The 22,268-nt window shown below is 42.3% G+C and carries 23 protein-coding genes, 1 tRNA gene and 1 pseudogene; 5 read left to right on the top strand and 20 right to left on the bottom strand.

Annotated elements, in window-relative coordinates:
• Positions 1 to 173 precede the first annotated feature (173 nt).
• Positions 174 to 1,379 (bottom strand): PepSY-associated TM helix domain-containing protein, encoded by a 1,206-nt coding sequence (locus DXX94_RS03480; RefSeq protein ID WP_116013880.1) that lies wholly within the window; start codon positions 1,377 to 1,379, stop codon positions 174 to 176.
• A 248-nt stretch (positions 1,380 to 1,627) separates the two neighbouring features.
• Here DXX94_RS03480 and DXX94_RS03485 point away from each other — a divergent pair, with 248 nt between their 5' ends.
• A complete protein-coding gene (locus tag DXX94_RS03485; RefSeq protein ID WP_116013881.1) occupies positions 1,628 to 2,995 on the top strand; it encodes an ABC1 kinase family protein in 1,368 nt (455 codons plus the stop codon).
• Positions 2,996 to 3,262: 267 nt separating this feature from the next.
• Here DXX94_RS03485 and DXX94_RS03490 read toward each other — a convergent pair whose 3' ends face one another.
• Positions 3,263 to 3,796, bottom strand: coding sequence for a fasciclin domain-containing protein (locus tag DXX94_RS03490; RefSeq protein ID WP_116018267.1), 534 nt, complete (start codon positions 3,794 to 3,796; stop codon positions 3,263 to 3,265).
• Positions 3,797 to 3,996: 200 nt separating this feature from the next.
• Positions 3,997 to 4,587, bottom strand: a pseudogene (locus DXX94_RS03495) (hypothetical protein).
• A 279-nt stretch (positions 4,588 to 4,866) separates the two neighbouring features.
• Between DXX94_RS03495 and DXX94_RS03500 the strand changes: the two are divergent.
• Complete coding sequence (locus DXX94_RS03500; RefSeq protein WP_116013883.1) at positions 4,867 to 5,049, top strand: DUF6435 family protein; 183 nt, start codon at positions 4,867 to 4,869, stop codon at positions 5,047 to 5,049.
• A gap of 112 nt (positions 5,050 to 5,161) precedes the next feature.
• On the opposite strand, the gene DXX94_RS03505 is transcribed toward DXX94_RS03500, so the two are convergent.
• Positions 5,162 to 5,545: a winged helix-turn-helix transcriptional regulator gene (locus DXX94_RS03505; RefSeq protein WP_115999922.1), complete on the bottom strand. Its 384-nt coding sequence runs from the start codon at positions 5,543 to 5,545 to the stop codon at positions 5,162 to 5,164.
• A gap of 251 nt (positions 5,546 to 5,796) precedes the next feature.
• On the opposite strand from DXX94_RS03505, the gene DXX94_RS03510 reads away from it, so the two are divergent.
• Entirely contained in the window at positions 5,797 to 6,717 is a 921-nt protein-coding gene (locus tag DXX94_RS03510; RefSeq protein ID WP_116013885.1) for an alpha/beta fold hydrolase, read from the top strand.
• Between the two features lie 166 nt (positions 6,718 to 6,883).
• Here DXX94_RS03510 and DXX94_RS03515 read toward each other — a convergent pair.
• From DXX94_RS03515 to rlmE, 7 genes are all read right to left on the bottom strand, one after another.
• Positions 6,884 to 6,968: transfer RNA gene (locus DXX94_RS03515), tRNA-Leu, on the bottom strand.
• Between the two features lie 24 nt (positions 6,969 to 6,992).
• Positions 6,993 to 7,370 carry a preprotein translocase subunit SecG gene (gene secG / locus DXX94_RS03520; protein WP_181901593.1) on the bottom strand — a complete coding sequence of 126 codons (378 nt, stop codon included), beginning with the start codon at positions 7,368 to 7,370 and terminating at the stop codon, positions 6,993 to 6,995.
• Between the two features lie 3 nt (positions 7,371 to 7,373).
• On the bottom strand, positions 7,374 to 8,147 hold the full coding sequence (tpiA, locus tag DXX94_RS03525) for a triose-phosphate isomerase (protein ID WP_116013888.1): 774 nt from the start codon (positions 8,145 to 8,147) through the stop codon (positions 7,374 to 7,376).
• Positions 8,148 to 8,244: 97 nt separating this feature from the next.
• Complete coding sequence (gene glmM / locus DXX94_RS03530; RefSeq protein WP_116013889.1) at positions 8,245 to 9,582, bottom strand: phosphoglucosamine mutase; 1,338 nt, start codon at positions 9,580 to 9,582, stop codon at positions 8,245 to 8,247.
• Positions 9,583 to 9,584: 2 nt separating this feature from the next.
• Complete coding sequence (gene folP / locus DXX94_RS03535; protein WP_374188826.1) at positions 9,585 to 10,451, bottom strand: dihydropteroate synthase; 867 nt, start codon at positions 10,449 to 10,451, stop codon at positions 9,585 to 9,587.
• Between the two features lie 113 nt (positions 10,452 to 10,564).
• Positions 10,565 to 12,505, bottom strand: coding sequence for an ATP-dependent zinc metalloprotease FtsH (gene ftsH / locus DXX94_RS03540; RefSeq protein ID WP_116013891.1), 1,941 nt, complete (start codon positions 12,503 to 12,505; stop codon positions 10,565 to 10,567).
• A 57-nt stretch (positions 12,506 to 12,562) separates the two neighbouring features.
• Positions 12,563 to 13,192, bottom strand: coding sequence for a 23S rRNA (uridine(2552)-2'-O)-methyltransferase RlmE (rlmE, locus tag DXX94_RS03545; RefSeq protein ID WP_116013892.1), 630 nt, complete (start codon positions 13,190 to 13,192; stop codon positions 12,563 to 12,565).
• A 138-nt stretch (positions 13,193 to 13,330) separates the two neighbouring features.
• Between rlmE and yhbY the strand changes: the two genes are divergently transcribed.
• A complete protein-coding gene (gene yhbY, locus DXX94_RS03550; RefSeq protein WP_116013894.1) occupies positions 13,331 to 13,627 on the top strand; it encodes a ribosome assembly RNA-binding protein YhbY in 297 nt (98 codons plus the stop codon).
• 342 nt (positions 13,628 to 13,969) lie between these two features.
• On the opposite strand, the gene adk is transcribed toward yhbY, so the two are convergent.
• The 7 genes from adk to DXX94_RS03585 all read right to left on the bottom strand — a co-directional run bounded on the left by adk (position 13,970) and on the right by DXX94_RS03585 (position 18,468).
• Complete coding sequence (gene adk / locus DXX94_RS03555; protein ID WP_116013895.1) at positions 13,970 to 14,614, bottom strand: adenylate kinase; 645 nt, start codon at positions 14,612 to 14,614, stop codon at positions 13,970 to 13,972.
• 329 nt (positions 14,615 to 14,943) lie between these two features.
• On the bottom strand, positions 14,944 to 16,155 hold the full coding sequence (locus DXX94_RS03560) for a putative manganese transporter (RefSeq protein WP_116013897.1): 1,212 nt from the start codon (positions 16,153 to 16,155) through the stop codon (positions 14,944 to 14,946).
• A 138-nt stretch (positions 16,156 to 16,293) separates the two neighbouring features.
• Positions 16,294 to 16,593, bottom strand: a complete 300-nt coding sequence (locus DXX94_RS03565) for a S24 family peptidase (protein ID WP_116013898.1) — start codon at positions 16,591 to 16,593, stop codon at positions 16,294 to 16,296.
• A 30-nt stretch (positions 16,594 to 16,623) separates the two neighbouring features.
• On the bottom strand, positions 16,624 to 17,133 hold the full coding sequence (sodN, locus tag DXX94_RS03570; protein ID WP_116013900.1) for a superoxide dismutase, Ni: 510 nt from the start codon (positions 17,131 to 17,133) through the stop codon (positions 16,624 to 16,626).
• Positions 17,134 to 17,161: 28 nt separating this feature from the next.
• Entirely contained in the window at positions 17,162 to 17,356 is a 195-nt protein-coding gene (locus DXX94_RS03575; RefSeq protein WP_116013901.1) for a hypothetical protein, read from the bottom strand.
• 151 nt (positions 17,357 to 17,507) lie between these two features.
• Positions 17,508 to 17,972 carry a hypothetical protein gene (locus tag DXX94_RS03580; protein ID WP_116013903.1) on the bottom strand — a complete coding sequence of 155 codons (465 nt, stop codon included), beginning with the start codon at positions 17,970 to 17,972 and terminating at the stop codon, positions 17,508 to 17,510.
• 10 nt (positions 17,973 to 17,982) lie between these two features.
• Positions 17,983 to 18,468: a pseudoazurin gene (locus DXX94_RS03585; protein WP_116013904.1), complete on the bottom strand. Its 486-nt coding sequence runs from the start codon at positions 18,466 to 18,468 to the stop codon at positions 17,983 to 17,985.
• Between the two features lie 511 nt (positions 18,469 to 18,979).
• On the opposite strand from DXX94_RS03585, the gene DXX94_RS03590 reads away from it, so the two are divergent.
• Positions 18,980 to 19,450 carry a GNAT family N-acetyltransferase gene (locus DXX94_RS03590; RefSeq protein WP_220348025.1) on the top strand — a complete coding sequence of 157 codons (471 nt, stop codon included), beginning with the start codon at positions 18,980 to 18,982 and terminating at the stop codon, positions 19,448 to 19,450.
• Between the two features lie 377 nt (positions 19,451 to 19,827).
• Here DXX94_RS03590 and htpG read toward each other — a convergent pair whose 3' ends face one another.
• Both htpG and DXX94_RS03600 read right to left on the bottom strand, forming a co-directional pair.
• Positions 19,828 to 21,789 (bottom strand): molecular chaperone HtpG, encoded by a 1,962-nt coding sequence (htpG, locus tag DXX94_RS03595; protein ID WP_116013907.1) that lies wholly within the window; start codon positions 21,787 to 21,789, stop codon positions 19,828 to 19,830.
• A gap of 184 nt (positions 21,790 to 21,973) precedes the next feature.
• Complete coding sequence (locus DXX94_RS03600) at positions 21,974 to 22,258, bottom strand: hypothetical protein (RefSeq protein ID WP_116013909.1); 285 nt, start codon at positions 22,256 to 22,258, stop codon at positions 21,974 to 21,976.
• Positions 22,259 to 22,268 lie beyond the last annotated feature (10 nt).

Here is a 22,268-nt window from a genome sequence, read left to right on the forward strand (position 1 = left end):
TCGATTGGTTTGAATTGGGTTGGGTTGAGCTGTGCAAAGAGAATAAAGAAAAGGAAATAAAGCCAGATAAGTGCATCTAGTAATCGGCGACACAAACAATGTGCCGCATTGAGTTCTGCTAAAAAAGTTCTATCTGTAACGAGCAAGGCACCGAGCGTTCAACACGCAAAGAATTATTCATTAACAAAGCCACCGAACAATAACACTGTGATCACTAGGCAGATTGTTATTGCTGTTAATGAAAACCACTTTCCCCATGTCATAGTGCGAGTTGCAGCTAACCAAATCTTGCGGCGCACTTTAGGCTCATGCTTTCCAACTCTGGCGATACGCATACCGTAAATATACGTACCTGTAATCGCTAATGTGCTGAGTACAATGCCAAACACAAAATACACTAGTTTAGATGGTAAACCTGCAAACGTACCAAAATGCAAGGGGTCTGCTGCCTCGGAGATGCGGGCATGTATTGATAAGTCTTCCCCTTTATTTTTCACTAACAGCTGACCTGATATGGGATCAAAGCTAAGCATATTGGCGCGAACTCTGACGAGTAATGCTTCCCCATGCCCTTGCAATTGCACGCCATTGCCATTGCGCTGTGGAAAAAAAACGCGCTCTACAGCTAACTCTGGGTATAAGGTTTTGGCACTTGCCATCATCCCGGAAAACACTGCCACAGAAGGCAACACTTTAGCATCTAGTGCTTGTTCAGATAACGCTTTACCGCGGTCGGGATATTGCGCGCGCAGCCCCCACACTTCAACAAAGTACCAAATACCCGTAATGGCAATCACAGCGATAAACCAAATACTCCAAACACCAGTCAAGCGATGAACATCTGCCCAGAACAACTTGCGATGACCACGCCGTGGCATTCGGAAAAAACCTGTCCACCATTTGCGATAAACCACCAAACTGGTTATTAATGCAATTGCCAATAAAAAGCCCAATGCGCCGACTATAGTCACGCCAACTTTAGTGGGAACCATTAAGTGGCGATGGCTCATTCGGAAAAAACGCTGCCAGTTATACCAGCGTCCATCACCTAAGTACTCACCAGTAGTCGGATGAAAAAACATGCGATGCCTGATCTTGTCTTGGCTAATAAACACTACTTCAGCAGCAAACCATGGGTCAATTGGCGCACGAATATGTAACAAGTGTTTATTGGGCTGCTCTGTTATCGCTGATTGATAGATTTTCGTCCATTCCAATGTTTTTACAGTGTCGGAGTCAACACGCATTGCAGGATTAGTTAGCCAATAGAGCTCGTGTGAAAGCACCGCCAAGGTACCCGTAACTAACGTAAAACTTAATAAAACTGAGAGTTTAAAACCGATCCAACTGTGCACTTTAAACCACTGTGCTCTGCTCAATTGAAGCTCCCTACTTGGATATAAGAAAAATACGAGAAATGAAGAAAGGCGATTATTCTAGTGGCGCGATAAAATACAATCAATAATGATTATTATTTTTATATGCTTTTATATAAATTAACTTTGCGTCTTAACTCTGTATCTGAAAGTGTGACTAACAATTTTTTGTTAACGCAAGCAAGATCACTTCTTAATGCTAAACCGTATAAAACGGTAAATTTCATCGTGTAATTTAGAGAAAGTTTTATATGTCGAACCATAGGTCACCGAATAATTCATTGTTAACTTCTTCCGGCAAATCAAATGCTAAAAAAGTACCGACGTCACGTTTTTCCAGATTAGCGGCAATTGGCGGCTTAGTAGCGAAAGTTGTAACGAATACGGTTATAGACGGCACAAAACAGTGGGCACAGGGCGAATCAACCTCAATGAAAAGCTTGGTATTGCACCCTAAAAATATTGCATTACTGGCGGATAAATTAGCGCAAATGCGCGGCGCCGCAATGAAACTTGGCCAGTTATTGTCAATGGATGCCGGCGATCTGTTGCCACCAGAGTTAAGTCAATTACTAGACAGACTTCGCGCCGATGCCAAAGCAATGCCACATAAACAACTCTTATCGGTATTAAAGGCGAATTGGGGAGACAATTGGCTTGATAATTTTAGTCATTTTGAGCTTCAGCCCTTTGCCTCAGCCTCAATTGGCCAGGTCCATCTCGCGTATTTGGAAAATGGCCAAAAGCTGGCAGTAAAAGTGCAGTATCCTGGTGTTGCAAAAGCGATTGAGAGTGACGTGGATAATGTCGCGACTTTGCTTAAACTTTCTGGTTTATTGCCTGAGCATATTCAAATTGATGGCCTGATTGCAGAAGCTAAAAAGCAGCTTTTAGTTGAAGCAGATTATCGACAAGAAGCGAGTTTTATCGGCCGTTATAAAACCCACTTAAAAAGCGAACCGTTTTGTCTGCCCGAAGTATTTAACCCGCTCAGCACCAGCTCTATTCTGTCGATGAACTTTATTGAAGGTGTGTCGATTGATAAATTGGGCAACGCACCACAAGCTGCGAGAGATAAAGCGGTTGAGCAATTGATTGACTTGTTCTTTCGCGAATTATTTGATTTTAGCTTGATGCAAACAGATCCCAACTTCGCTAACTTTTTATACCAAGAAGATACCCAACAAATTGCTTTATTGGACTTTGGGGCAACACGAAATATACCCACGCATATTAGCCAAGGGTATTTATCACTCATTAATGCGGCGATGCAAGGTAATGAATCGCAAATGATCGCATCAGCTAAGCAGCTTGGCTTTTTTACAGATGACATTAGTGCAGACTACCTTGCACAAATTTTGACGATTTTTAAGCTCGCCAGCGAGCCACTAACTTGCGATAACAGCTATGACTTTGCCAATAGCAATTTAGCGCAACGTATTAAAACACAAGGGATGAATATTCAACGACAGCAAGATCAGTGGCATACCCCACCCGTTGACGCCATTTTCATTCATCGCAAATTGGCAGGCATTTATTTACTGGCGGCGAAACTCGGCGCCAAAGTAAATGTTAAAGCACTGTTTATGCCTTATTCCAAACTTGCCACCAATGCTTAAATAGATACATCTGCGCACATTACCTTTGAGTAAAGTATCTTTGCATAAATTACCTTTGCTTAAAGTACCTTTCCGTAAAGTATTTATGTGTAAAGTATCATTGCGTAAGGCAATAAAAAGCCCACTCTGCATAAGCGCGTAGTGGGCAATTTTATTGTTTTTCATTTTAGCGGCGAGATGCAACAGAGGATGAAGTATTATCTTATCTTGCTTCTACTACATTATTACCAGTGATTTCATCCTCATTCTATTTGCATATGTGTTTGTCTAGTGGTGTCTCGCCACTGTCGCTTTGTCACTTGGAATAATCACGTTGTCGATAACGTGAATCACACCGTTTGATGCTTTAATATCCGTTTTGATAACTTTGGCGTTATCAACCATCACTTTGCCGTTCATCGCAGTAATGTCGATGCTTGAGCCCTGTACCGTTTTTGCTGCGTCAATATTCACTACTTGCTTGGCGTAAAATTTACTTGGCACAACGTGATAGGTCAGAATTGCTATCAGTTTGTCTTTGTTTTCTGGCTTAAGTAGGCTTTCTACTGTTCCAGCTGGTAATTTCGCAAACGCTTCATTTGTAGGTGCAAAAACCGTGTAAGGGCCTTTGCCTTTGAGTGTGTCAACCAACCCTGCAGCTTTGACTGCCGCGACAAGCGTGGTGAAGCTTTGATTTGATGCAGCAACATCAACAATATCTTTGTTTTTCTTGTAGCCATAGCCACCTGCAGAGACCGCAAATGCAGAAAGTAACATGACAACAGATACAGCTTTAACCCAAATTTTTTGTAACGTGATCATTGTGATTTCCCGTTGATTAAATAATTTCGTTTCGACAAATTGTTTTAACAACAAAGAACTCTTCCCTCGCCCTTTGTTGTTGCCGCTGCGGTTATTCATGTTTACGGGCTTGCCTTTGCCAAAGATTACTTTTTTATCTTGCCCCACAAACTATTTGCCGTAACAAATTATTTCTGAATGCCATATCAATATTGCTGCAATTATTGCTGTGCAGTTTGCTCATTGTTAACAATAACATCACGCAGATCATTAAGCGCATCAACAGCAAAACCTCTATCGTAGAAATAGAGAATTTCATTATTGCGACCCAACAGAATAACCCGCGCATTATTTGGGTTTTCAGTACCTGTAAGTTGGGTAATTTTTTCAGCCTCTTGATAAACGGTGATCACCCCACCCCACAATTATTTCGGAATTCCTTTACGCATACCGTTATTGATAAAGGTTTCAAACATGCGCGGTAACATGCCTTTGATGGTGGGTAGTTCGTAAACCGTTACTGGCGTTTGTGTCATATCAAGACCAATGAGCCAGCGATCAATATCAAACTGTGAATCTTGCACATAGCCAATTAATAGCAGGCGATGCTCGCCGGTTAAGTCGTGCGGCATTAACACTTGCTCTTGGTTTAAGTTCTCTCCAGTAACGGTAGGAAAAGTTTCATTAATCGGTGTTCGATTGGCAATAGGTGAAGAGCAGGCACTTAGCAAAGTAACTAACGTAATACCAAGCGCAAGAACATAGCGTTTAGAAGCAGCGATGGATGGTGAAGTTATCGAGCGATTTATCATTTTGTTATCCTAAATAATTCAATTTATTAGGATTACGTAAGCATTGTTGAAAGTGATTAAGTGTTAAAATTGATTAGGCGCAAAAACTGATTAATGATTACTAGAGGTAAAATAGTCAGGCCACTAATCAAGCACTAAACACCGTAAGAACAAATCTTTACAGCCTACTTCAACGTACCCTCTAACACTTAATATTAGTGTACACACTGACGGTAACCTAAAGCAGTGACGTATGACCAGATAACACGACCTAAGACGACTAAAGAGAGGGCAACTGATATGTTTTCTATTTTTAAACGCGACCCGATTAAAAAGCTGACTAAGCAGCACGCAATCAAACTTGAACAAGCCATGCATGCGCAGCGCAATGGCGACATTAAATCATACGCCATGCTAACCGCAGAGGCAGAGCAAATCGCGAATGAAATAAAAACATTAGAACAAGAAAAGCAGCCAGCCTAATCGAAAAATCAGCGCACAAAACTGGTAAAAGCGAACGACTCAACTAAGAACGACCAAACTCAGCTAATACAGCTGAGCATTGCAAAATGCAACGACCACAAAGTTCGATGTTTTATGGTCTATCGTCATAACTTTTACGGGCACTATAAACATCTTGCAGGTGGTCATTTGCCCAAGACACAAGCCCCCATGCCGGTTTAGCAATTCCTCTACCTAAGTCGGTTAACTCATAAACCACTTTCACTGGCACCTCAGGGTAAACGGTTCGCTCAACAAATCCATCACGCTCTAAATCGCGCAGTGTTTGTGTCAGCATGCGCTGTGAAATACCTTCAATACGAGATTTCAGCGAATTGAAGCGATCTGGCCCGTCCACCAAGCTAAAAATAATTAATAATGACCACTTATCACCAATATGAGCAACTACATTTCGGATAGGACAATGTTCGTCTTGCACAAAGACTCGGCGATCTTGTTGTTTTGTTTTTGCATTCATTCATTTTTTCCTATTATTTGCTAAGACTTTCGTTTCCTTTCTAACTCACGACTATTGCTGTATTTATCTTTTTGCTTTTCTTAAGCCTGCTAGCCTGCAAATCCATAATTTGCTAACTAATTCACCCACCACAGCCAGTGATACGGTTACCAAAAGGTAACTAGCGAAGCTAAAACTGCCTTCTTGTTAGCCAATATAATTTATCGTACCTTAGTATACAACAGTAACCAACACCAAATATGGAAACTATTATGACTCAGGCACTTCTTCATACTGCAATAGCTAACTTTTCATCAACTGCGGACACAAGCACCACTACTAAAGATATGTTTACGCCCAGCTATGCCATGATAGGTAAACACAAGGTTAGATACGCGCAGTCGATCAAAGCAAATGCGCCTAACTTGGTATTACTTAATGGCTTTCCACAAAGTATTCGCATGTGGGAAAGCGCATGGTCTGAACTCGCTAAACACTTCAATCTGCTAGCCTTTGATATTCCAGGTTTTGGCTTGAGTTCAGCCGATAAATCAGATATGTCACCAAGAGCACTAAGCGCTAAAATCATCGAAGTGTTTGACTATTTCGGTATTGATAAAGCCCATTTAGTCGGGCCAGATGTTGGCGTACCAATTACCCTAGCAACAGCAATTAATTACCCTGAACGGTTAGTTAGCATTAACATATTTGACGGTCCAGGCAGCAATCCACCGGCAATGTCTCCCATTCTTAAAGCGGTAATTAACTATCGACTGGTCAGATGGTTAGCGGCAGGTCTAAACAAAAAAGCAATTATGAAAACCAACTTTAATGCGGCAGTCAAAGACGGTTATCACCATTACCAACCGAACGAGCGCGCGATTAAAGAATACTATGACATCACCCATAACGAACAAGCGCACCAGAACTCAATTGCATTTTTTGGCTCTTACCAGCGTGATTTACCTTGGATTCAAGATCATTTAACAAAAATTCAAGTACCGACATTAATCACTTGGGGCAAACACGATCCCTTTGTGCTAGCAAGCAATGCCGACTATTTAAGCTCACAACTACCAAACAATAAAGTAAAGATATTTGAAAACGCTTCACACTTCTCAGCAGAAGATGCGGGTGATGAATATGTTGAATTAATCAAGAACTGGTGCCTTGGCGATTATCAACTGAAGTAATATTAGATGGAATAGCTTTAGCCGCCTTAGGGCGGTTTTTTATTGCCTAAAACCTATCATTAAAATAGTAGTGTTTGGCTACTACATACAGCGAAGGAAAAGAGGTACTTTTCAAAAATAGCAGGCAATAAAAAAGGGCTACATCACTGTAGCCCTTTAATTATATTGGTGCGGATAGTGAGACTCGAACTCACACGCCTTACGGCACATCCCCCTCAAGAATGCGTGTCTACCAATTCCACCATATCCGCGAAATTTGATTCTGGCTGAATAGCCTAGTTAGGTACGTCGCTGTCGCTCTTGTCTTCGTCAGCCGCTGGTACGTCAGCGTTTTTAGGTTCAGCGCTTGCTGCTGGTACATCAGTTGGAATTTGTTGCTCAACTGGTGTTGATAAGTCGTTCCACTCGTCAGTCGCTTTAATGCGGTTAGCCGTCAAGTTACCTAAAACAAGGCTGATTGCAAAGAATGCAACTGCTAACCAAGTCGTTGTGCGGGTCATAAAGTTACCCGAACCGCTTGAACCGAAAATAGTAGCAGATGAACCAGCGCCAAATGAAGCACCCATATCTGCACCTTTGCCTTGCTGAATTAGCACTAAGCCAATTAATGCAAGCGCTACAATTAAGTAGATAACAATTAAAATTTCATACAACATCTAACGAGTTCCTTTTGCCGCCGAACAAATCGTTTTGAATTCTTCGACTTTTAAACTTGCGCCGCCAATTAGGCCACCATCAATGTCAGGTTGTGCAAACAAGTCCTGACAGTTTTTAGCATTAACACTACCACCGTATAAAATTGGTGTTTTTGCAGCGATGTCTTCACTTGCATTTGCTAAAAACTTACGAATAAATTCATGTGTTTGCTGTGCAATTTCAGGTGAAGCTGTTTTGCCCGTACCAATTGCCCAAACAGGCTCGTATGCTACAACAATATGGCTAAAACGCTCAATACCTACTTCATCAATTACCGGCTGAAGTTGGCTTGCTAACACTGTTTCGGTTTGCTCTGCAGTACGTTCTGCTTCGCTTTCACCGATACATAAAATAGGTACTAACCCTGCGTCTAACGCAGTTTTTACCTTGTGCGCCACTTGTGTGCTTGTCTCTTTAAACAAGCTGCGACGCTCTGAGTGACCTACAATAACATATTGTACTTTGCAGGCCTGCAACATGCTCACAGAAATTTCACCTGTGTAAGCACCTTGCTCAAATTCACTTACGTTTTGTGCACCAACGCTAATATGCTCACAAGCTTTTTCTTGTTCGAAAGCATCTGTTAATGCTGCTAAAAATGGGCTGCTAGGGCAAACAACGATACTAACATCGTTCGACAAGCCTAAATCAGCTAAACCTTGACTCATTTCAGTCACAAGACCGAAACTACCATTCATTTTCCAATTGGCTGCAACAATTGCTTGTCTTTTCATCTTGGGTTCCCATTTTAGAGCGGCGAGATAGTAACTAACCTGCCGCTAACTTACAAGTATTTCCAACGATATGTTGACTGTTTGGCGATTATTCAACCTAACAAGCTAATTTTACTTGTTCTGCAATATCGTTTGCTAGCTGAGTGACCTCTTTGCGATCTGGTCCTTCCACCATCACACGAATAAGCGGCTCTGTACCAGATTTGCGCAATAATACGCGGCCTTTACCTGTAAGTTGTTCATTTACTTGATCAACTGCAGCAATCACATTAGCGGATTCAAGCGGATCGTTATCACCTTCAAAGCGCACATTCACCAATATTTGTGGCAACTTGGTCATGCCTTGGCGTAATTCAAATAATGATTTTTCGGTGCGGCAAATCGCGGTAAGTACATTAAGCGCAGCGATAATACCATCACCTGTTGAGGTATGATTTAGGTTGATAATATGGCCTGAATTTTCAGCACCAAGCTGCCAGCCATTTTCAAGTAGCTTTTCCATCACATAGCGGTCGCCCACTTTGCTTCGAACAAAAGGCACATCCAGCTCTTTTAACGCAAGTTCTAGCCCCATGTTGCTCATTAACGTGCCAACAACACCGCCAGATAATGAACCTGCCGCTAAGTCACTGGTGGCGATCACGTAAACTAACTCATCACCATCAACCACTTCACCGGTATGATCAACCATCATCAAACGGTCGCCGTCACCATCTAGTGCAATACCTAAATCGGCACCGTGCTTAACCACAGCTTCTTGGATTTGCCCCATTGAAGTAGCGCCACATTTGTCGTTGATGTTAGTGCCATTCGGACTCGTCGCAATTTCAATAACTTCAGCACCAAGCTCTTTAAACACATTAGGTGCGATGTGATATGTTGCACCATTGGCGCAATCGACAACTATTTTTAGGCCTGCAAGTGAGTACTGACTTGGGAAGTTACTTTTACAAAATTCAATATAGCGACCAGCGGCGTCATCAATACGGGTAGCCTTGCCTAGTTTGTCTGACGCTACACAGGTCATCGGCTTATCAATTTCTGCTTCTATGGCTAGTTCCACCGCATCAGGTAGCTTTTCACCGCTTTGCGAGAAGAATTTGATGCCGTTGTCGTAATACGGGTTGTGTGATGCGCTGATCACGATACCGGCTTCGGCACGAAATGTTTTGGTTAAATAAGCAATACCCGGTGTCGGCATTGGGCCTAGTAAGCCAATGTTAACACCTGCAGCAGAAAAACCTGCTTCCAGCGCAGACTCAAGCATATAGCCTGAAATTCTCGTGTCTTTACCGACTAATACTTTCTTAGTGCCTTGCGCGGCCATTACCTTGCCCGCGGCATAGCCTAGTTTCATCACAAAATCTGGGCTAATTGGCGCTTTACCTACTAAGCCTCGAACACCATCAGTGCCGAAATATTTACGTTCTGACATACTTATCCTCGCGTCAGTTCTGGCTGCTCTGCAGCCCTTAATACAGTTAGTGCATCCACGGTTGCTTTAACATCGTGAACGCGAATTATTTTAGCCCCTTGTTGGGCGCTGATAATCGCAGCTGCCAAACTACCGGCTAATCGCTCATTAACATCCGCATTTAGCAAATTACCGATCATCGACTTACGTGATATCCCGACCAGCACTGGCAACTCCAAAGCTTGAAAAGCTTTTAGTTCATGTAACAAGCGATAATTTTGTTCAAGTGTTTTGCCAAAGCCAAAGCCAGGGTCAACCAGTAACCTTTCTTTCGCAATGCCTACTTGCTCGCATGCTTCAATGCGTTGTTTAATAAAATTAACGATGTCTTTTGTCACATCTTGATAATGCGGATTGTTCTGCATGGTTCGCGGTAGGCCCTGCATATGCATTAAACAAATTGGAATGTCGCTATTGGCAACGGCTGCTAAACAACCTTCATTTTGAAGCGCCCTGACGTCATTAATCATGCCAGCGCCATGAGCAATCGCCTCGCTCATGACCTGTGCTTTGCTGGTATCAATTGACACTATGGTATCAAACCGCTGGTTAATGGCGTCAAGCACAGGAATTACGCGTGCCAACTCATCATCCACTGAAACTTCTGCCGCGCCGGGTCGTGTAGACTCACCGCCAATATCAATAATGGCGGCGCCATCATTAATCATTTGTTCTACTTGAAACAAAGCATCGTCAAAATTCGCGAAACGGCCGCCGTCAGAGAATGAATCTGGCGTGACATTTAAGATCCCCATTACCTGAGGGTAAACCAGTGAAAGCTGTTTGTTAGGGCATGATAGATGCGTAGGCGTCATAGCGTTCAAATTCATTAATTGTTATTAGTATTTTAAGTCTAACCTTTAGTCGCTTTTTATTGCCACTAAAAATAAAGCCCCGATAAACGGGGCTTTATATCAATTGCAATGCAATATACTAGATCAATTTACTTGGCAGGTAAATCTGACGGCTCGTCTAAATCAGGTGATTTAGGCTCAACCGACTCCTTTTCATCCACCTTGCTACCTGAGCTTGGCTTTGAACCTGAATTAGAATCATCAAAGTCAGCCGGAGCACGTACTTCACAGCGTGCCATCAAATCATCAATTTGGTTTGCATCAATGGTTTCGTATTGCATTAACGCATCTTTCATCGCGTGCAAAATGTCCATATTGTCTTTTAGGATTTGCTCAGCACGTTGGTAGTTGCGATCAATGAAGTCTTTTACTTCATCGTCAATCGCTTTGGCCGTTTCATCAGACATGTGCATTGATTTTGAAGATGTGCGACCTAAGAAAACTTCGCCTTCTTCTTCAGCGAATAGCATAGGACCCATTTTCTCTGATAAGCCCCACTGAGTGACCATTTTACGCGCTAAGCCCGTCGCACGCTCGATATCATTTGAAGCACCTGTCGATACTTTATCTGGGCCATAAATGATCTCTTCAGCGATTCGACCACCGTATAGCGAAGAAATATTGCTTTCTAAATGCTGCTTGCTGTGACTGAAGCGATCTTGCTCAGGCAAGTACATAGTCACACCTAACGCTCGACCGCGAGGAATGATACTTACTTTGTACACAGGATCGTGCTCAGGCACTAAACGACCAACAATAGCGTGACCCGCTTCGTGATAAGCCGTCATTTCTTTTTCGTCTTCGCTCATGACCATTGATTTGCGCTCAGCGCCCATCAAGATTTTGTCTTTAGCTTTTTCAAACTCTTCCATAGACACTAAGCGACGTGAACCACGCGCAGCAAATAGTGCCGCTTCGTTTACTAAGTTCGCTAAATCTGCACCCGAGAAGCCTGGTGTACCACGTGCGATAACTGACGCTTTGACATCATCCGCTAACGGTACTTTACGCATGTGAACTTTTAAGATTTGCTCACGACCGCGAATGTCAGGTAAACCAACTGTTACTTGACGGTCAAAACGACCAGGACGAAGCAATGCAGGGTCTAGTACGTCTGGGCGGTTAGTTGCGGCGATAACGATAACACCTTCGTTACCTTCGAAACCGTCCATTTCTACCAACATTTGGTTAAGGGTTTGCTCACGCTCGTCGTGACCACCACCAAGACCTGCGCCACGTTGACGACCTACGGCATCAATCTCATCGATGAAGATAATACAAGGTGCAGATTTTTTTGCTTGCTCGAACATGTCACGAACACGCGAAGCACCCACACCAACAAACATTTCAACAAAGTCTGAACCAGAAATTGAGAAGAAAGGTACTTTTGCTTCACCCGCAATCGCTTTCGCAAGTAATGTTTTACCAGTACCTGGTTGACCCACCATCAAAATACCTGATGGAATGCGGCCACCTAGTTTTTGGAACTTGGTTGGGTCACGCAAGTAATCAACAAGCTCTGCCACTTCTTCTTTGGCTTCGTCACAACCAGCAACATCAGCAAACGTGGTTTTGATTTGATCTTCGCTCAACAGGCGCGCTTTTGATTTGCCAAATGACATTGCGCCTTTACCGCCACCGCCTTGCATTTGACGCATGAAGAAAATCCATACACCAATCAGCAGCAACATTGGGAACCAAGAGATGAAAATAGAGGTTAAGATGCTTGGCTCTTCAGGTAACTGACCTTTAGCACGTACACCTTGTTTAACAAGATCATTGATTAAATCGCGGTCGTAACCACCAGGGATTACGGTAACAAACTGCTCACCACTGCGTTTGGTGCCTTCAATAACACCGTTGCGATCAACGCTCGCTTCGCGCACTTGACCTTGTCTAACATCCTGAATAAAACGGGTATAGTCCATCTGCTGTTCATTACTACCACCCGGAGAAAAAGACTGGAATACAGACATCAGGACGACGGCTATTACCAACCATAAAATAAGATTTTTTGCCATATCGCTCAACTTAACAACCTCTTGCTGTTTATAAAAATGGTGCGACCAAAACTGTTCATTAATTTACTACAATTTAAAACCAGTAGCTACTAGATAAACTTCTCTTGACCTTGCACGAGAAGAATCAGGCTTACGAGTTTTAACTACCTTGAAAACGGCTTTAACTTCTTTCATAAACTGATCAAAGCCCTCTCCCTGAAATACTTTGACCACAAAAGCGCCGTTTTTCTTCAAAACTTGATGACACATATCTAATGCCAGCTCAACTAAGTACATACTGCGAGCCGAGTCTGCGGCGTCGTTACCCGTAAAGTTTGCAGCCATATCTGACATTACAACATCAATGTCTTTACCGTTGATACGCTCTAAAAGCGCTTCAAGTACCGCTTCTTCACGAAAGTCACCTTGCAGAAAATCAACGCCAGCTATTGGGTCCATCGGCAAAATATCACACGCGACAACCTGTCCATCATCGCCAACCTGCTTAACGGCGTATTCAGACCAGCCACCGGGCGCTGCACCAAGATCTACGACCTTCATACCGGCTTTGATCAACTTGTCTTTATTGTTAATCTCTTCAATTTTAAATACCGCTCTTGAGCGAAGGCCAAGCTTTTGCGCCTTTTTTACGTATTCATCGTCAAAGTGTTCATCTAGCCAGCGCTTACTGCTGGCACTGTGTTTTTTCTTACTCACTAAATAACCTTTTTTGCTACTTTAAGTTGAAGTGCGAGGATACAAATCCGTACACAAAAACCAAAGTGCGGACATAGTAATACAGTCTAGATAAGGGTAAAATATGCGAATTCAAGCAAACTGTAACGAAAATTGTTAATGAGCCTAAATAAAAAACAAATCCAACATTTAAAAGCCCTAGCACACGACTTAAAACCCGTTGTATTGCTCGGCAGCAATGGTTTAACTGAAGCCGTAATCGCAGAAATTGATTTCGCGCTTAACCACCATGAACTTATTAAAGTAAAAATCCCAACAGATAACCGTGAAACAAAAGGGTTAATTGTTGAAGCGATTTGCCGCGAAACTGAAGCTGAAAAAGTACAAGTTATCGGTAAAACGCTAATTATCTACCGCCAATCTGAAGACAAGAAGATTCAACTACCTAAAGGTTAACACCTACTAAGTAATTGCATCTCAGTTGCTCATTTATTGCCGATGTAGCATTAAATGGGCGATTCCCCCTTTTATCCTCTTTCTCCCCTTTGCTTAGCCGCTCATTAACTGCGTTGTTACTTTTGAAATTAGAACAACTAGTTAACAAAAAATAACGCCTTGCCTACATGGGTATAGGTACTTAGGTTTTGCATGGAGCATAAAACCTTTGTTTATGAACCTTTTTCCTACGCCATAATTGATCAACTAATTAATTCAATTGGTATAATCTCAAAATTTAGACATAAAAAAACGGCTCATATAGAACCGTTTTCGAATATTAACGCTTAGCTATAAATAAGCTTAACCAAGCTGCTCAGCTAGAGTATTGCTAACCAATTCTACTGGTTGCGTACCGTCAATAGTTAAGTACTTGCAGTTACCAGCATTTGCTTCTGCTTGGTAGTAATCAACAAGTGGCTTAGTTTGCTCGTGGTAAATCGCTAAACGCTTACGTACAGTCGCTTCTTCATCATCTGGACGAACAACTAGGTCTTCACCTGTTTCGTCATCTTTGCCTTCCGTTTTTGGCGGATTGTATATCACATGGTAAACACGGCCAGAACCTGGGTGAACACGACGACCAGCCATACGCTCAACAATCACTTCGTCAGCAACATCGAATTCGATAACGCTGTCTACATCAACACCGTTTTCTTTCATTGCGTCTGCTTGTGGAATTGTACGTGGGAAACCATCTAATAAGAAACCAGCTTTACAATCGTCTTGGGCAATACGCTCTTTCACTAAACCGATAATTAATTCATCTGAAACTAATTGGCCAGCATCCATCACTTCTTTTGCTTTCTTACCCAGCTCAGTGCCCGCTTTAATCGCCGCACGAAGCATATCGCCAGTAGAAATTTGAGGAATACCGTATTTTGACATTAAGAATTGTGCTTGTGTGCCTTTACCTGCACCAGGAGCACCTAACAAAATAATGCGCATATAAATCTGCCCTTAGAGTTAAAAACTTATTTGCTTGTGTAACTTAGTTAAACATTAACCAAGCAAATAAGTATCAAAATTTGAATCGTTATTAATTTACGTTTGTATTCTTGCTTAGAAATAAGTAAGCGATTAATTATTCTTTGCGAAAATACGGGGTGACACTATACATTTTCGTATCTACGCAAACAAGTGGCATTTCATTGCTTAGATCAAAAAACCAACGCATTTATTTACTTCCTCAACAACTCTTTGATTTAACTTAATATTAAGCAATTTCAATTCGATTAATTTACGCATTCATATCGTAGAAAATTCGCTAAATGCCTTTATTCGAAGACAAAATAATAACCATAAGCAACAATTAGCGCAGGAATAGCCGAATATAGCGTCGCGACAATGGCAACTTTTGGTGATAAAGCAATCGCTGGAAACAGTGCATCACCATCGTTACTGATGGCATTACCAAGCTGAGCAGACAGCGGAATTGCACCCGATAAGTACAAAGAAGTGGTGATAATTTGCGGGCCACAACCGGGGATCATGCCCACTAATACCCCCATTAAAGGCGCAGCAGCACCAAAAAGCTTAAAAGCATTAGTTAAGTCGAATTGACCATAATGCATAACTAATTCAAAGCTTAAAAACGCCATTACTACCCAGCTAGTGACAAAGTTAGTATCAAGCGCCACCTTTTGAAAAGCTTTGCTTTGTTTGAGCTTTTTATCTTCGGCAACTATTGATTCAAAGTTCGTCACTTCACGGGTAACTGACCATAGAAAAATAAAAGTGAGTGCAAATAGCGCCCCTAATGCTGATACATGGATATCGCTAACGCTAAATACACCAGCCACATCGACTTGCGCAGCCATCATAAGTCCAACAGTTGCACCTGGCAGCATTAACCATTGCCAAGCAAGCCCCTGGTAGCGCAACCGACGAGGCACAGTTTGCCTGTGAGCTGAGCTTCGGCTGCTTGAGCATTGTGAGCATTGATCACTAATGGCGTTATCGACAACCGTCTTGCGAAGGAAATCTGGCCCGTGAATGCGGTTAACCGCAAGTCCCGATAGAATTCCGACAATCAAAGACATTAATGCCACACCTAGCCCAGTGAGAGGCTCGGCTGCCAAAAGCAAAAATGCCGCGTCGCCCATCGTTGAAGTGAGTACAGCCGCCACAGCGCCAAACCCCATTCGCCCACTAACATATTGAGTAATGACAACAATCGCACCACCACAGCCCGGTAAAACACCTAAAACGCTGGCAATAACCACTTGTCGACTCGCTTGATGGCGTTTGTTTTTTGCTATGGTGAGCTGATAAATTTTATCAGCGAATAGATGATAAACCGCCAGTGTTGCTGCCACAAAAACCGCTACTTGCCAGAAAGCATCCGCTAACACTGACATAGTAAGTGAACGTGTCTCGGCATTAACAAGTAACACCATGATTATGATTGGGATTAACAAACGGCGGTAATGTGGTACTAGCGAGCGCAGCGAAAATACGTCAAATTTATCTAAGAGGGAAAACGGCATAAGGTACTTATCTTGTGACTAAATGGACGAGCAAGCAGAGTAAGTTCACATAGCTATAGTTGGACCTTTGGTAAACTGCACCGAACATGCTTTGTAAGTTTTGGAATATGAATACAGAATGACACACAATAGTTAGTGTTAATTATTGGGTTTGAATATTCTGATCACTCGGCCCAATACTTGTGTTTTATTTGCAGGGCCAAGCACTTCCACAGGCACACTTGCAGCATTTTCTCCTTTACTCCAAATCAAGCCATTGTGATCAACCACAGCAACGGTTTTCACAATAATCCCGTATTCAGGATGATCTATAAGTAAACGTTGACCGGGCTTTATTGGCATAAAGTTGAGCCATTTGGCGGCCAAAATAAAGCACCCCTGCGGAATAACGGGCGCCATACTATGGCCTTTAACTTTCCAAATTTTTAATCCAAGCATAGTGATTTAATCCAGAACAAAAGCCAACGCTTAACCTTCAGCCTTTAGGTCTGGGTAAACTAAGTTTTCACTTGGCGGATAAGGGCAAGTTGCCGTGTAAGTTGCTACGCCTTTAGTTTGCCAAAAAATATCAGCGAATTGATTAACTTTGTCTAGTAACTTCAATGTTGCCGTGCGGTCAATATGTTGTTTAGCGAATGATGCCGCTAACATAATTTCGTGGGTTAACTGGTGCAATTCAGGATGTGCATCAAGTTGCGGCTGTTTAATATAGTCGCCCCAGATAACGCGAATTTCTTCCTTAACAATTTTGCCGTGGCTTTCTTTTTCGGCAACTAGTCGATTGAATGTCGCTTGTTGCTCAAAGCTTAGCTGTTCATGGGCTTTTAATTCTTCCAGCAAATCAACCATACGAATCATTCTTAACACCGCTAGTTGTGCCGACATTGGGTCATAAATTTTGCAAGGTATATCGCAATGCGCAGACGCGGTATCAAAAGGATCTTTCTTATCAAGTTGGCTTAGTATTTCAAAAATCATTTTATTCTCTCCTATCAATCAAGCGCCGTTACTTTTGCTCTTTCGAATTACCTGCGTGTTTTTTCTTGAGACGAAACGCTATGGCAAAAGCCAATCCAATTGGCGCTAGCCATAGTAAATGTATTAACATCGCCATCGGGTCACTGTGATCGTGACCTGGGTGGGCGAAAGATAAACTTGAAAAGGTCACCGCCATTAATAAGCATAAAATGCGCATTGTCATTGTTGTTCTCCGTACTAATTAGCTATGTTAACTACGTATGTTAACTATCTATGTTTGCTGGCTTAGTTGATTGCCTTAGCTGCTTATCTGAGCTACTTATATGAGCTATGAAATGCTGAGAAATGTCACGAAGCTTGCCATTAAATCCGCTTTAATGAATCTGCGAAGCGTCTTGACTCAACAATTGCTCCATCGATTCCAGCTTGTCCTTGCAGCCTTCACAGATTGGATGCTTTTGTGCGAATTGCATTATTGGCGCTAAGGTCAAACTTAAACCTTTAAACGCGATAAGCTTGATATCTTCGTCTTGCACTTCTGACTCGGTAACTTCGATTAGGTACTCATGTGGCACCATCAAAAATCGCAAGCTCACTTCTAACCTGCCCATTTCTTCATACAGTGATGACAGGTTGTGGCAAGTGCATATCCAAGCCATCAGGGTATCAGCGCACTTTGGCGAGCTGCGGTATTGGTGGGCGAGCAAGTCATACGCTTCACTGTAAAAAAACTCTGCTTGTTGAAACTGCTGTTCGTGAAAAGATTCGTTACCCAGCTTCAACAATGATTGCCACTGGCTTAGGTCTTGATAATCGTGATTTTTATGACTGTGCTCCATGCGCCCTCTCCTACTTCACTTGTGCCAAATAACTTGCCACGCGTTCTTTATTCATGACGACGCCAGCACCAACCGTTTCCCATTGTTTTTTCACATCGCCTAGATTGTCTGCACTATCAACTTGAATAACACCTAGCATACCCATGACAAAATGCGGCGTGCATTTATAGAGGTAAACACCCTGCTCATCGAAGGTGTAGGTAAACTTCTGACCCATAGTGCTAGAAAATTTCTTCGCAGCACTCGGAATGGCAACAGATTCAACATTATGGGTTACATCGGCTGGCACAAAGGTCACCGTATCGCCTTTCGCAATTTTTAAATAACCTGGAGACATCACCATGGTTTGACCGCTACCATCGGCAGTTAATAACTGTACCTCATGGTTTTTAGCCGCAGCGACATTATTGGCACACAATGCAAGCAGCGCACATAGCCCGATAAAGGTAAAGAATTGGGTGGCTAAATCACGCGCAGAATCTAATTTGGTTCTCATAGTGGTTCTCGTATTTGTCTGATGTTGTTTCACATGTAGTCGCGTCACGATTCACGTATTGACGCTTTGAAAAATAACGTATCGAAATATCAGGCACTGACTTATCTTCTCTTGGTCTCTATGCACAGCGCTAACACCTAAATAGTAATCGTTATCATTTAGATCATCAATAACTAATTTGGAATTTTTACAAAGTTGTTTTTATAGCCGCCTTTCACAACTGCTATAACCAGCCCACAAATAACATGCTCAACAGCATCAATTGCGTTTGTCGACTAGGGTATTGGCTATTTAAGGTAAGAGCTGGTGGCGAGTCAGTTCATAAAGAAAACGAGCAAGAGAGATTTGCTGGCACAATTAACCTAGTAAACAAGGTTCAAGTTGCTTCTCTTTATCGCCAGCTAGCTAATTTGATAAACTGAGCGCTTGCTAAACTCAGGTTTAACTCAGTTTTTAAGGTTAAGCTTGGGTTTAGTTCAGGTTTAAAACAAGTCTAATTAGAATGGAATTTATGAGCGTTAATATCCGCACTGGCACCATCGAAGAGGTGCTTACCATTAATAGTCAAATTCCTGAGTTTGACGCTAAATTAACAAATGAGAAGCTATCAAGCCGACTGGCTCATACGCCAAGCTTAATTTTGGTCGCCACTATGCAAACACGCGCGAGTATTAATGACCGAGATAACCAAGCATTAGTGGCCTATAAAATTGGCTACGCCACCAGCGGCAGTGAATTTTACAGTTGGTTAGGCGGCGTTGTACCCGCGTACAGAAAATTAGGGATTGCCAACCAGCTCAGAAACAAGCAAGAAAAATGGGCAACTAAAAACGGATACCGTTACCTGCGGGTAAAGTCAATGAATCGGTTCCCGGCCATGCTGCAGCTATTAATAGCAAACGGCTACCGTATTGAAGGATATGAAGATAATGGTACGCCTGATAACAGTAAAATACTGTTCTATAAGTTGCTCTGCGAATAGCCACCGATTAAGCTGCCACAACATTAAACAACGGCTTTTAGCCTTATTCAATACCAATTTGATTAATTATTTAGTCTCTCAGAATTGCATAAGCAGTATTAGAACAAACGAAATTTATGACGATATAGTTGTTATTTTATGCGGTTATCATGCTGCTTATGCATTCCCAAGGGCGAGTTTTAAAGGCTCATATACTGCGTTATGCCATTTTACAAGGGAATAACCATTCTCTACACGCCAAGCCTTGTCTATGAGCCTTTAAATTCTCGCTGAGTGATCAAATAATTACTCAATTTGGTATAAGACAGGCCAGCCGAAATAAAAAAGGCGCCAGTTGGCGCCTTAGTGTTTTCATAAAGAGCGATTATTCTCGCACTTTATTTAGCTAAGCTCATCATTAGTTTATTCAGCTTAGCAACGAATGATGCAGGGTCGCTTAAGCTGCCACGCTCTGCTAGTGTCGCTTGCTCAAATAACACTTCAATCCACTGGTTAAATTTGTCATCGTCTTGCTCATCGGCAATGTGTTTAACTAGCTCGTGCTCGGCGTTAATTTCAAAGATTGGTTGAGTTTCTGGCACTTCTTGACCTACAGATGCCATTAATTTTTGCATCTGAATACTCATATCATCTTCGGCAGTTACAATAACGGCTGGCGAGTCCGTTAAGCGGTTAGAAATTTTAACGTCTTGTACTTTGTCGCCCAACGCTGCTTTCATTCGCTTGGCTACTGAATCAAACTCTTGCTCAAGTTTTTCTTGTGCTTCTTTTGATTCTTCATCTTCCATACCGCTTAGGTCAACACCACCGCGCGCAACAGATTGTAGTTGCTTACCATCAAATTCAGTTAAGTGACTAACTAACCATTCATCGATGCGGTCAGATAGCAATAAGACTTCAATACCTTTCTTACGGAATACTTCCAGGTGCGGGCTGTTTTTCGCTGCGGCGAAACTGTCGGCAACCACGTAGTAAATTTTGTCTTGGCCTTCTTTCATGCGCTCAACGTACTCAGGTAACGACACGTTTTGCACGCTTGAATCTTCGTTAGTTGACGCAAAGCGCAATAGCTTACCGATTTGCTCTTTGTTGGCCATATCTTCAGCTGGACCTTCTTTTAGCACTTGGCCAAATTCGTTCCAGAATGATTGATATTGCTCTTGGTCTTTCTTACCTAGTTTCTCAAGCATTTTAAGTACGCGCTTAGTACAACCCTTACGGATCGCTTGCGTGACTTTGTTGTCTTGTAAAATTTCACGCGATACGTTTAGTGGCAAGTCGTTCGAGTCTAATAAACCTTTCACGAAACGCAGGTAAGTCGGCATAAATTGCTCTGCGTCATCCATAATGAAAACGCGTTGCACGTATAGTTTTAAACCGTGTTGCTTTTCGCGATTGTATAAATCAAATGGAGCCTTGCTCGGAATATAAAGTAGTGACGTGTACTCAGTTGTACCTTCTACCTTGTTGTGCTCCCAAAGCATTGGCTCTGCATAGTCGTGCGAAACGTGCTTGTAGAATTCTTTGTATTCTTCATCGCTGACATCTGCTTTTTCACGTGTCCAAAGCGCAGTTGCTTTGTTTACGGCTTCCCACTTGGCAGGCTCTGCGTCACGCGCTTCAGTTGCAGGGCGAATCACATTACCTTCGTCGTCTTTTTCTTCCGGTTGTGCTTCTACCGCTGGAATTTCCGGTGTTAGCATTTCAACCGATACTGAGATGTGATCTGAGTACTTAGTGACAATTGACTTTAAGCGCCAGTCATCTAGGAATTCATTTTCTTCTTCTTTTAAGTGAAGAATAATGTCGGTACCACGGCCTGACTTTTCGATTTGGCGAGTAGTAAACTCACCCTCACCTTCACTTTGCCATTCCACACCTTCGCTTGAAGCAACACCGGCAGCACGAGAGCGCACAGTGACTTTGTCAGCAACGATAAACGCTGAGTAGAAACCCACACCGAATTGACCGATTAATTGTGAGTCTGACGCTTGGTCGCCAGATAGTTTAGAGAAGAACTCAGCCGTACCTGATTTTGCAATAGTACCTAAGTGAGCGATGATCTCGTCACTTGTCATACCAATACCGTTATCAGAAATGGTAACTGTGTTGTTTTCCTTATCGGCACTTACGCGAACACGTAATTCACCGTCACCTTCAAAAAGATCAGCGTTTTGTAAGGCTTTAAAACGTAATTTGTCTGACGCATCCGCCGCGTTTGATACTAACTCACGTAGGAAAATCTCTTTGTTAGAGTATAGTGAGTGAATCATTAGTTGAAGTAATTGCTTTACTTCAGTTTGAAAACCATGAACTTCTTTTTGACCTGTCTCAGACATCTGAAACATCTCCTATCTGAACTCAAAATAACCAATGTAGCGCTAATTTAGGCAAGCTAGCCGCTACGCTACTTTTTACTTAACAGGAGATATGGGGATAGTGTTTTTGAATTCAAGAAAATTTATTAGAGATTTTTGAAGTGGGCTTTTACATCAACTTGATTGAGGTAAAAACAAGCAGATACTATTCCGTTAGTACAGAGTAACTCTCAAATTCAACTTTTTCATAACTACCACTATCAAGCTTGAGGGTATGAAACGCTGGCTCGCCCTCTTCATCGACAAAGTTAATCTCTAACCATAGTTCGTTATACTCATCAATCATCCACACTTTATGCAGCAAATTAGAGTCCGCTGAGTTTTGATAAAGCTGGTAGGTGACATAAAGCTCATGTTCAGGTTTATCAGCGATAGCAAGAAGATCCGCTGGTACAGAGATGACATTGATAAGAAAGTTAACTGTTTTCATAACCTTGTTT

Origin of the sequence: Thalassotalea euphylliae (assembly GCF_003390375.1) — a bacterium.
Lineage (GTDB): Bacteria > Pseudomonadota > Gammaproteobacteria > Enterobacterales > Alteromonadaceae > Thalassotalea_F > Thalassotalea_F euphylliae_A.

Coding starts and splice junctions, on each gene's coding strand:
- DXX94_RS03560 (WP_116013897.1), bottom strand. CDS start 16,155: ATGCCGTTTTCCCTCTTAGATAAATTTGACGTATTTTCGCTGCGCTCG.
- DXX94_RS03500 (WP_116013883.1), top strand. CDS start 4,867: ATGTTTTCTATTTTTAAACGCGACCCGATTAAAAAGCTGACTAAGCAG.
- folP (WP_374188826.1), bottom strand. CDS start 10,451: ATGAATTTGAACGCTATGACGCCTACGCATCTATCATGCCCTAACAAA.
- htpG (WP_116013907.1), bottom strand. CDS start 21,789: ATGTCTGAGACAGGTCAAAAAGAAGTTCATGGTTTTCAAACTGAAGTA.
- DXX94_RS03505 (WP_115999922.1), bottom strand. CDS start 5,545: ATGAATGCAAAAACAAAACAACAAGATCGCCGAGTCTTTGTGCAAGAC.
- DXX94_RS03510 (WP_116013885.1), top strand. CDS start 5,797: ATGACTCAGGCACTTCTTCATACTGCAATAGCTAACTTTTCATCAACT.
- DXX94_RS03565 (WP_116013898.1), bottom strand. CDS start 16,593: ATGCTTGGATTAAAAATTTGGAAAGTTAAAGGCCATAGTATGGCGCCC.
- tpiA (WP_116013888.1), bottom strand. CDS start 8,147: ATGAAAAGACAAGCAATTGTTGCAGCCAATTGGAAAATGAATGGTAGT.
- glmM (WP_116013889.1), bottom strand. CDS start 9,582: ATGTCAGAACGTAAATATTTCGGCACTGATGGTGTTCGAGGCTTAGTA.
- DXX94_RS03485 (WP_116013881.1), top strand. CDS start 1,628: ATGTCGAACCATAGGTCACCGAATAATTCATTGTTAACTTCTTCCGGC.
- yhbY (WP_116013894.1), top strand. CDS start 13,331: ATGAGCCTAAATAAAAAACAAATCCAACATTTAAAAGCCCTAGCACAC.
- DXX94_RS03490 (WP_116018267.1), bottom strand. CDS start 3,796: ATGATCACGTTACAAAAAATTTGGGTTAAAGCTGTATCTGTTGTCATG.
- sodN (WP_116013900.1), bottom strand. CDS start 17,133: ATGATTTTTGAAATACTAAGCCAACTTGATAAGAAAGATCCTTTTGAT.
- DXX94_RS03575 (WP_116013901.1), bottom strand. CDS start 17,356: ATGACAATGCGCATTTTATGCTTATTAATGGCGGTGACCTTTTCAAGT.
- adk (WP_116013895.1), bottom strand. CDS start 14,614: ATGCGCATTATTTTGTTAGGTGCTCCTGGTGCAGGTAAAGGCACACAA.
- DXX94_RS03600 (WP_116013909.1), bottom strand. CDS start 22,258: ATGAAAACAGTTAACTTTCTTATCAATGTCATCTCTGTACCAGCGGAT.
- DXX94_RS03590 (WP_220348025.1), top strand. CDS start 18,980: ATGAGCGTTAATATCCGCACTGGCACCATCGAAGAGGTGCTTACCATT.
- DXX94_RS03585 (WP_116013904.1), bottom strand. CDS start 18,468: ATGAGAACCAAATTAGATTCTGCGCGTGATTTAGCCACCCAATTCTTT.
- DXX94_RS03580 (WP_116013903.1), bottom strand. CDS start 17,972: ATGGAGCACAGTCATAAAAATCACGATTATCAAGACCTAAGCCAGTGG.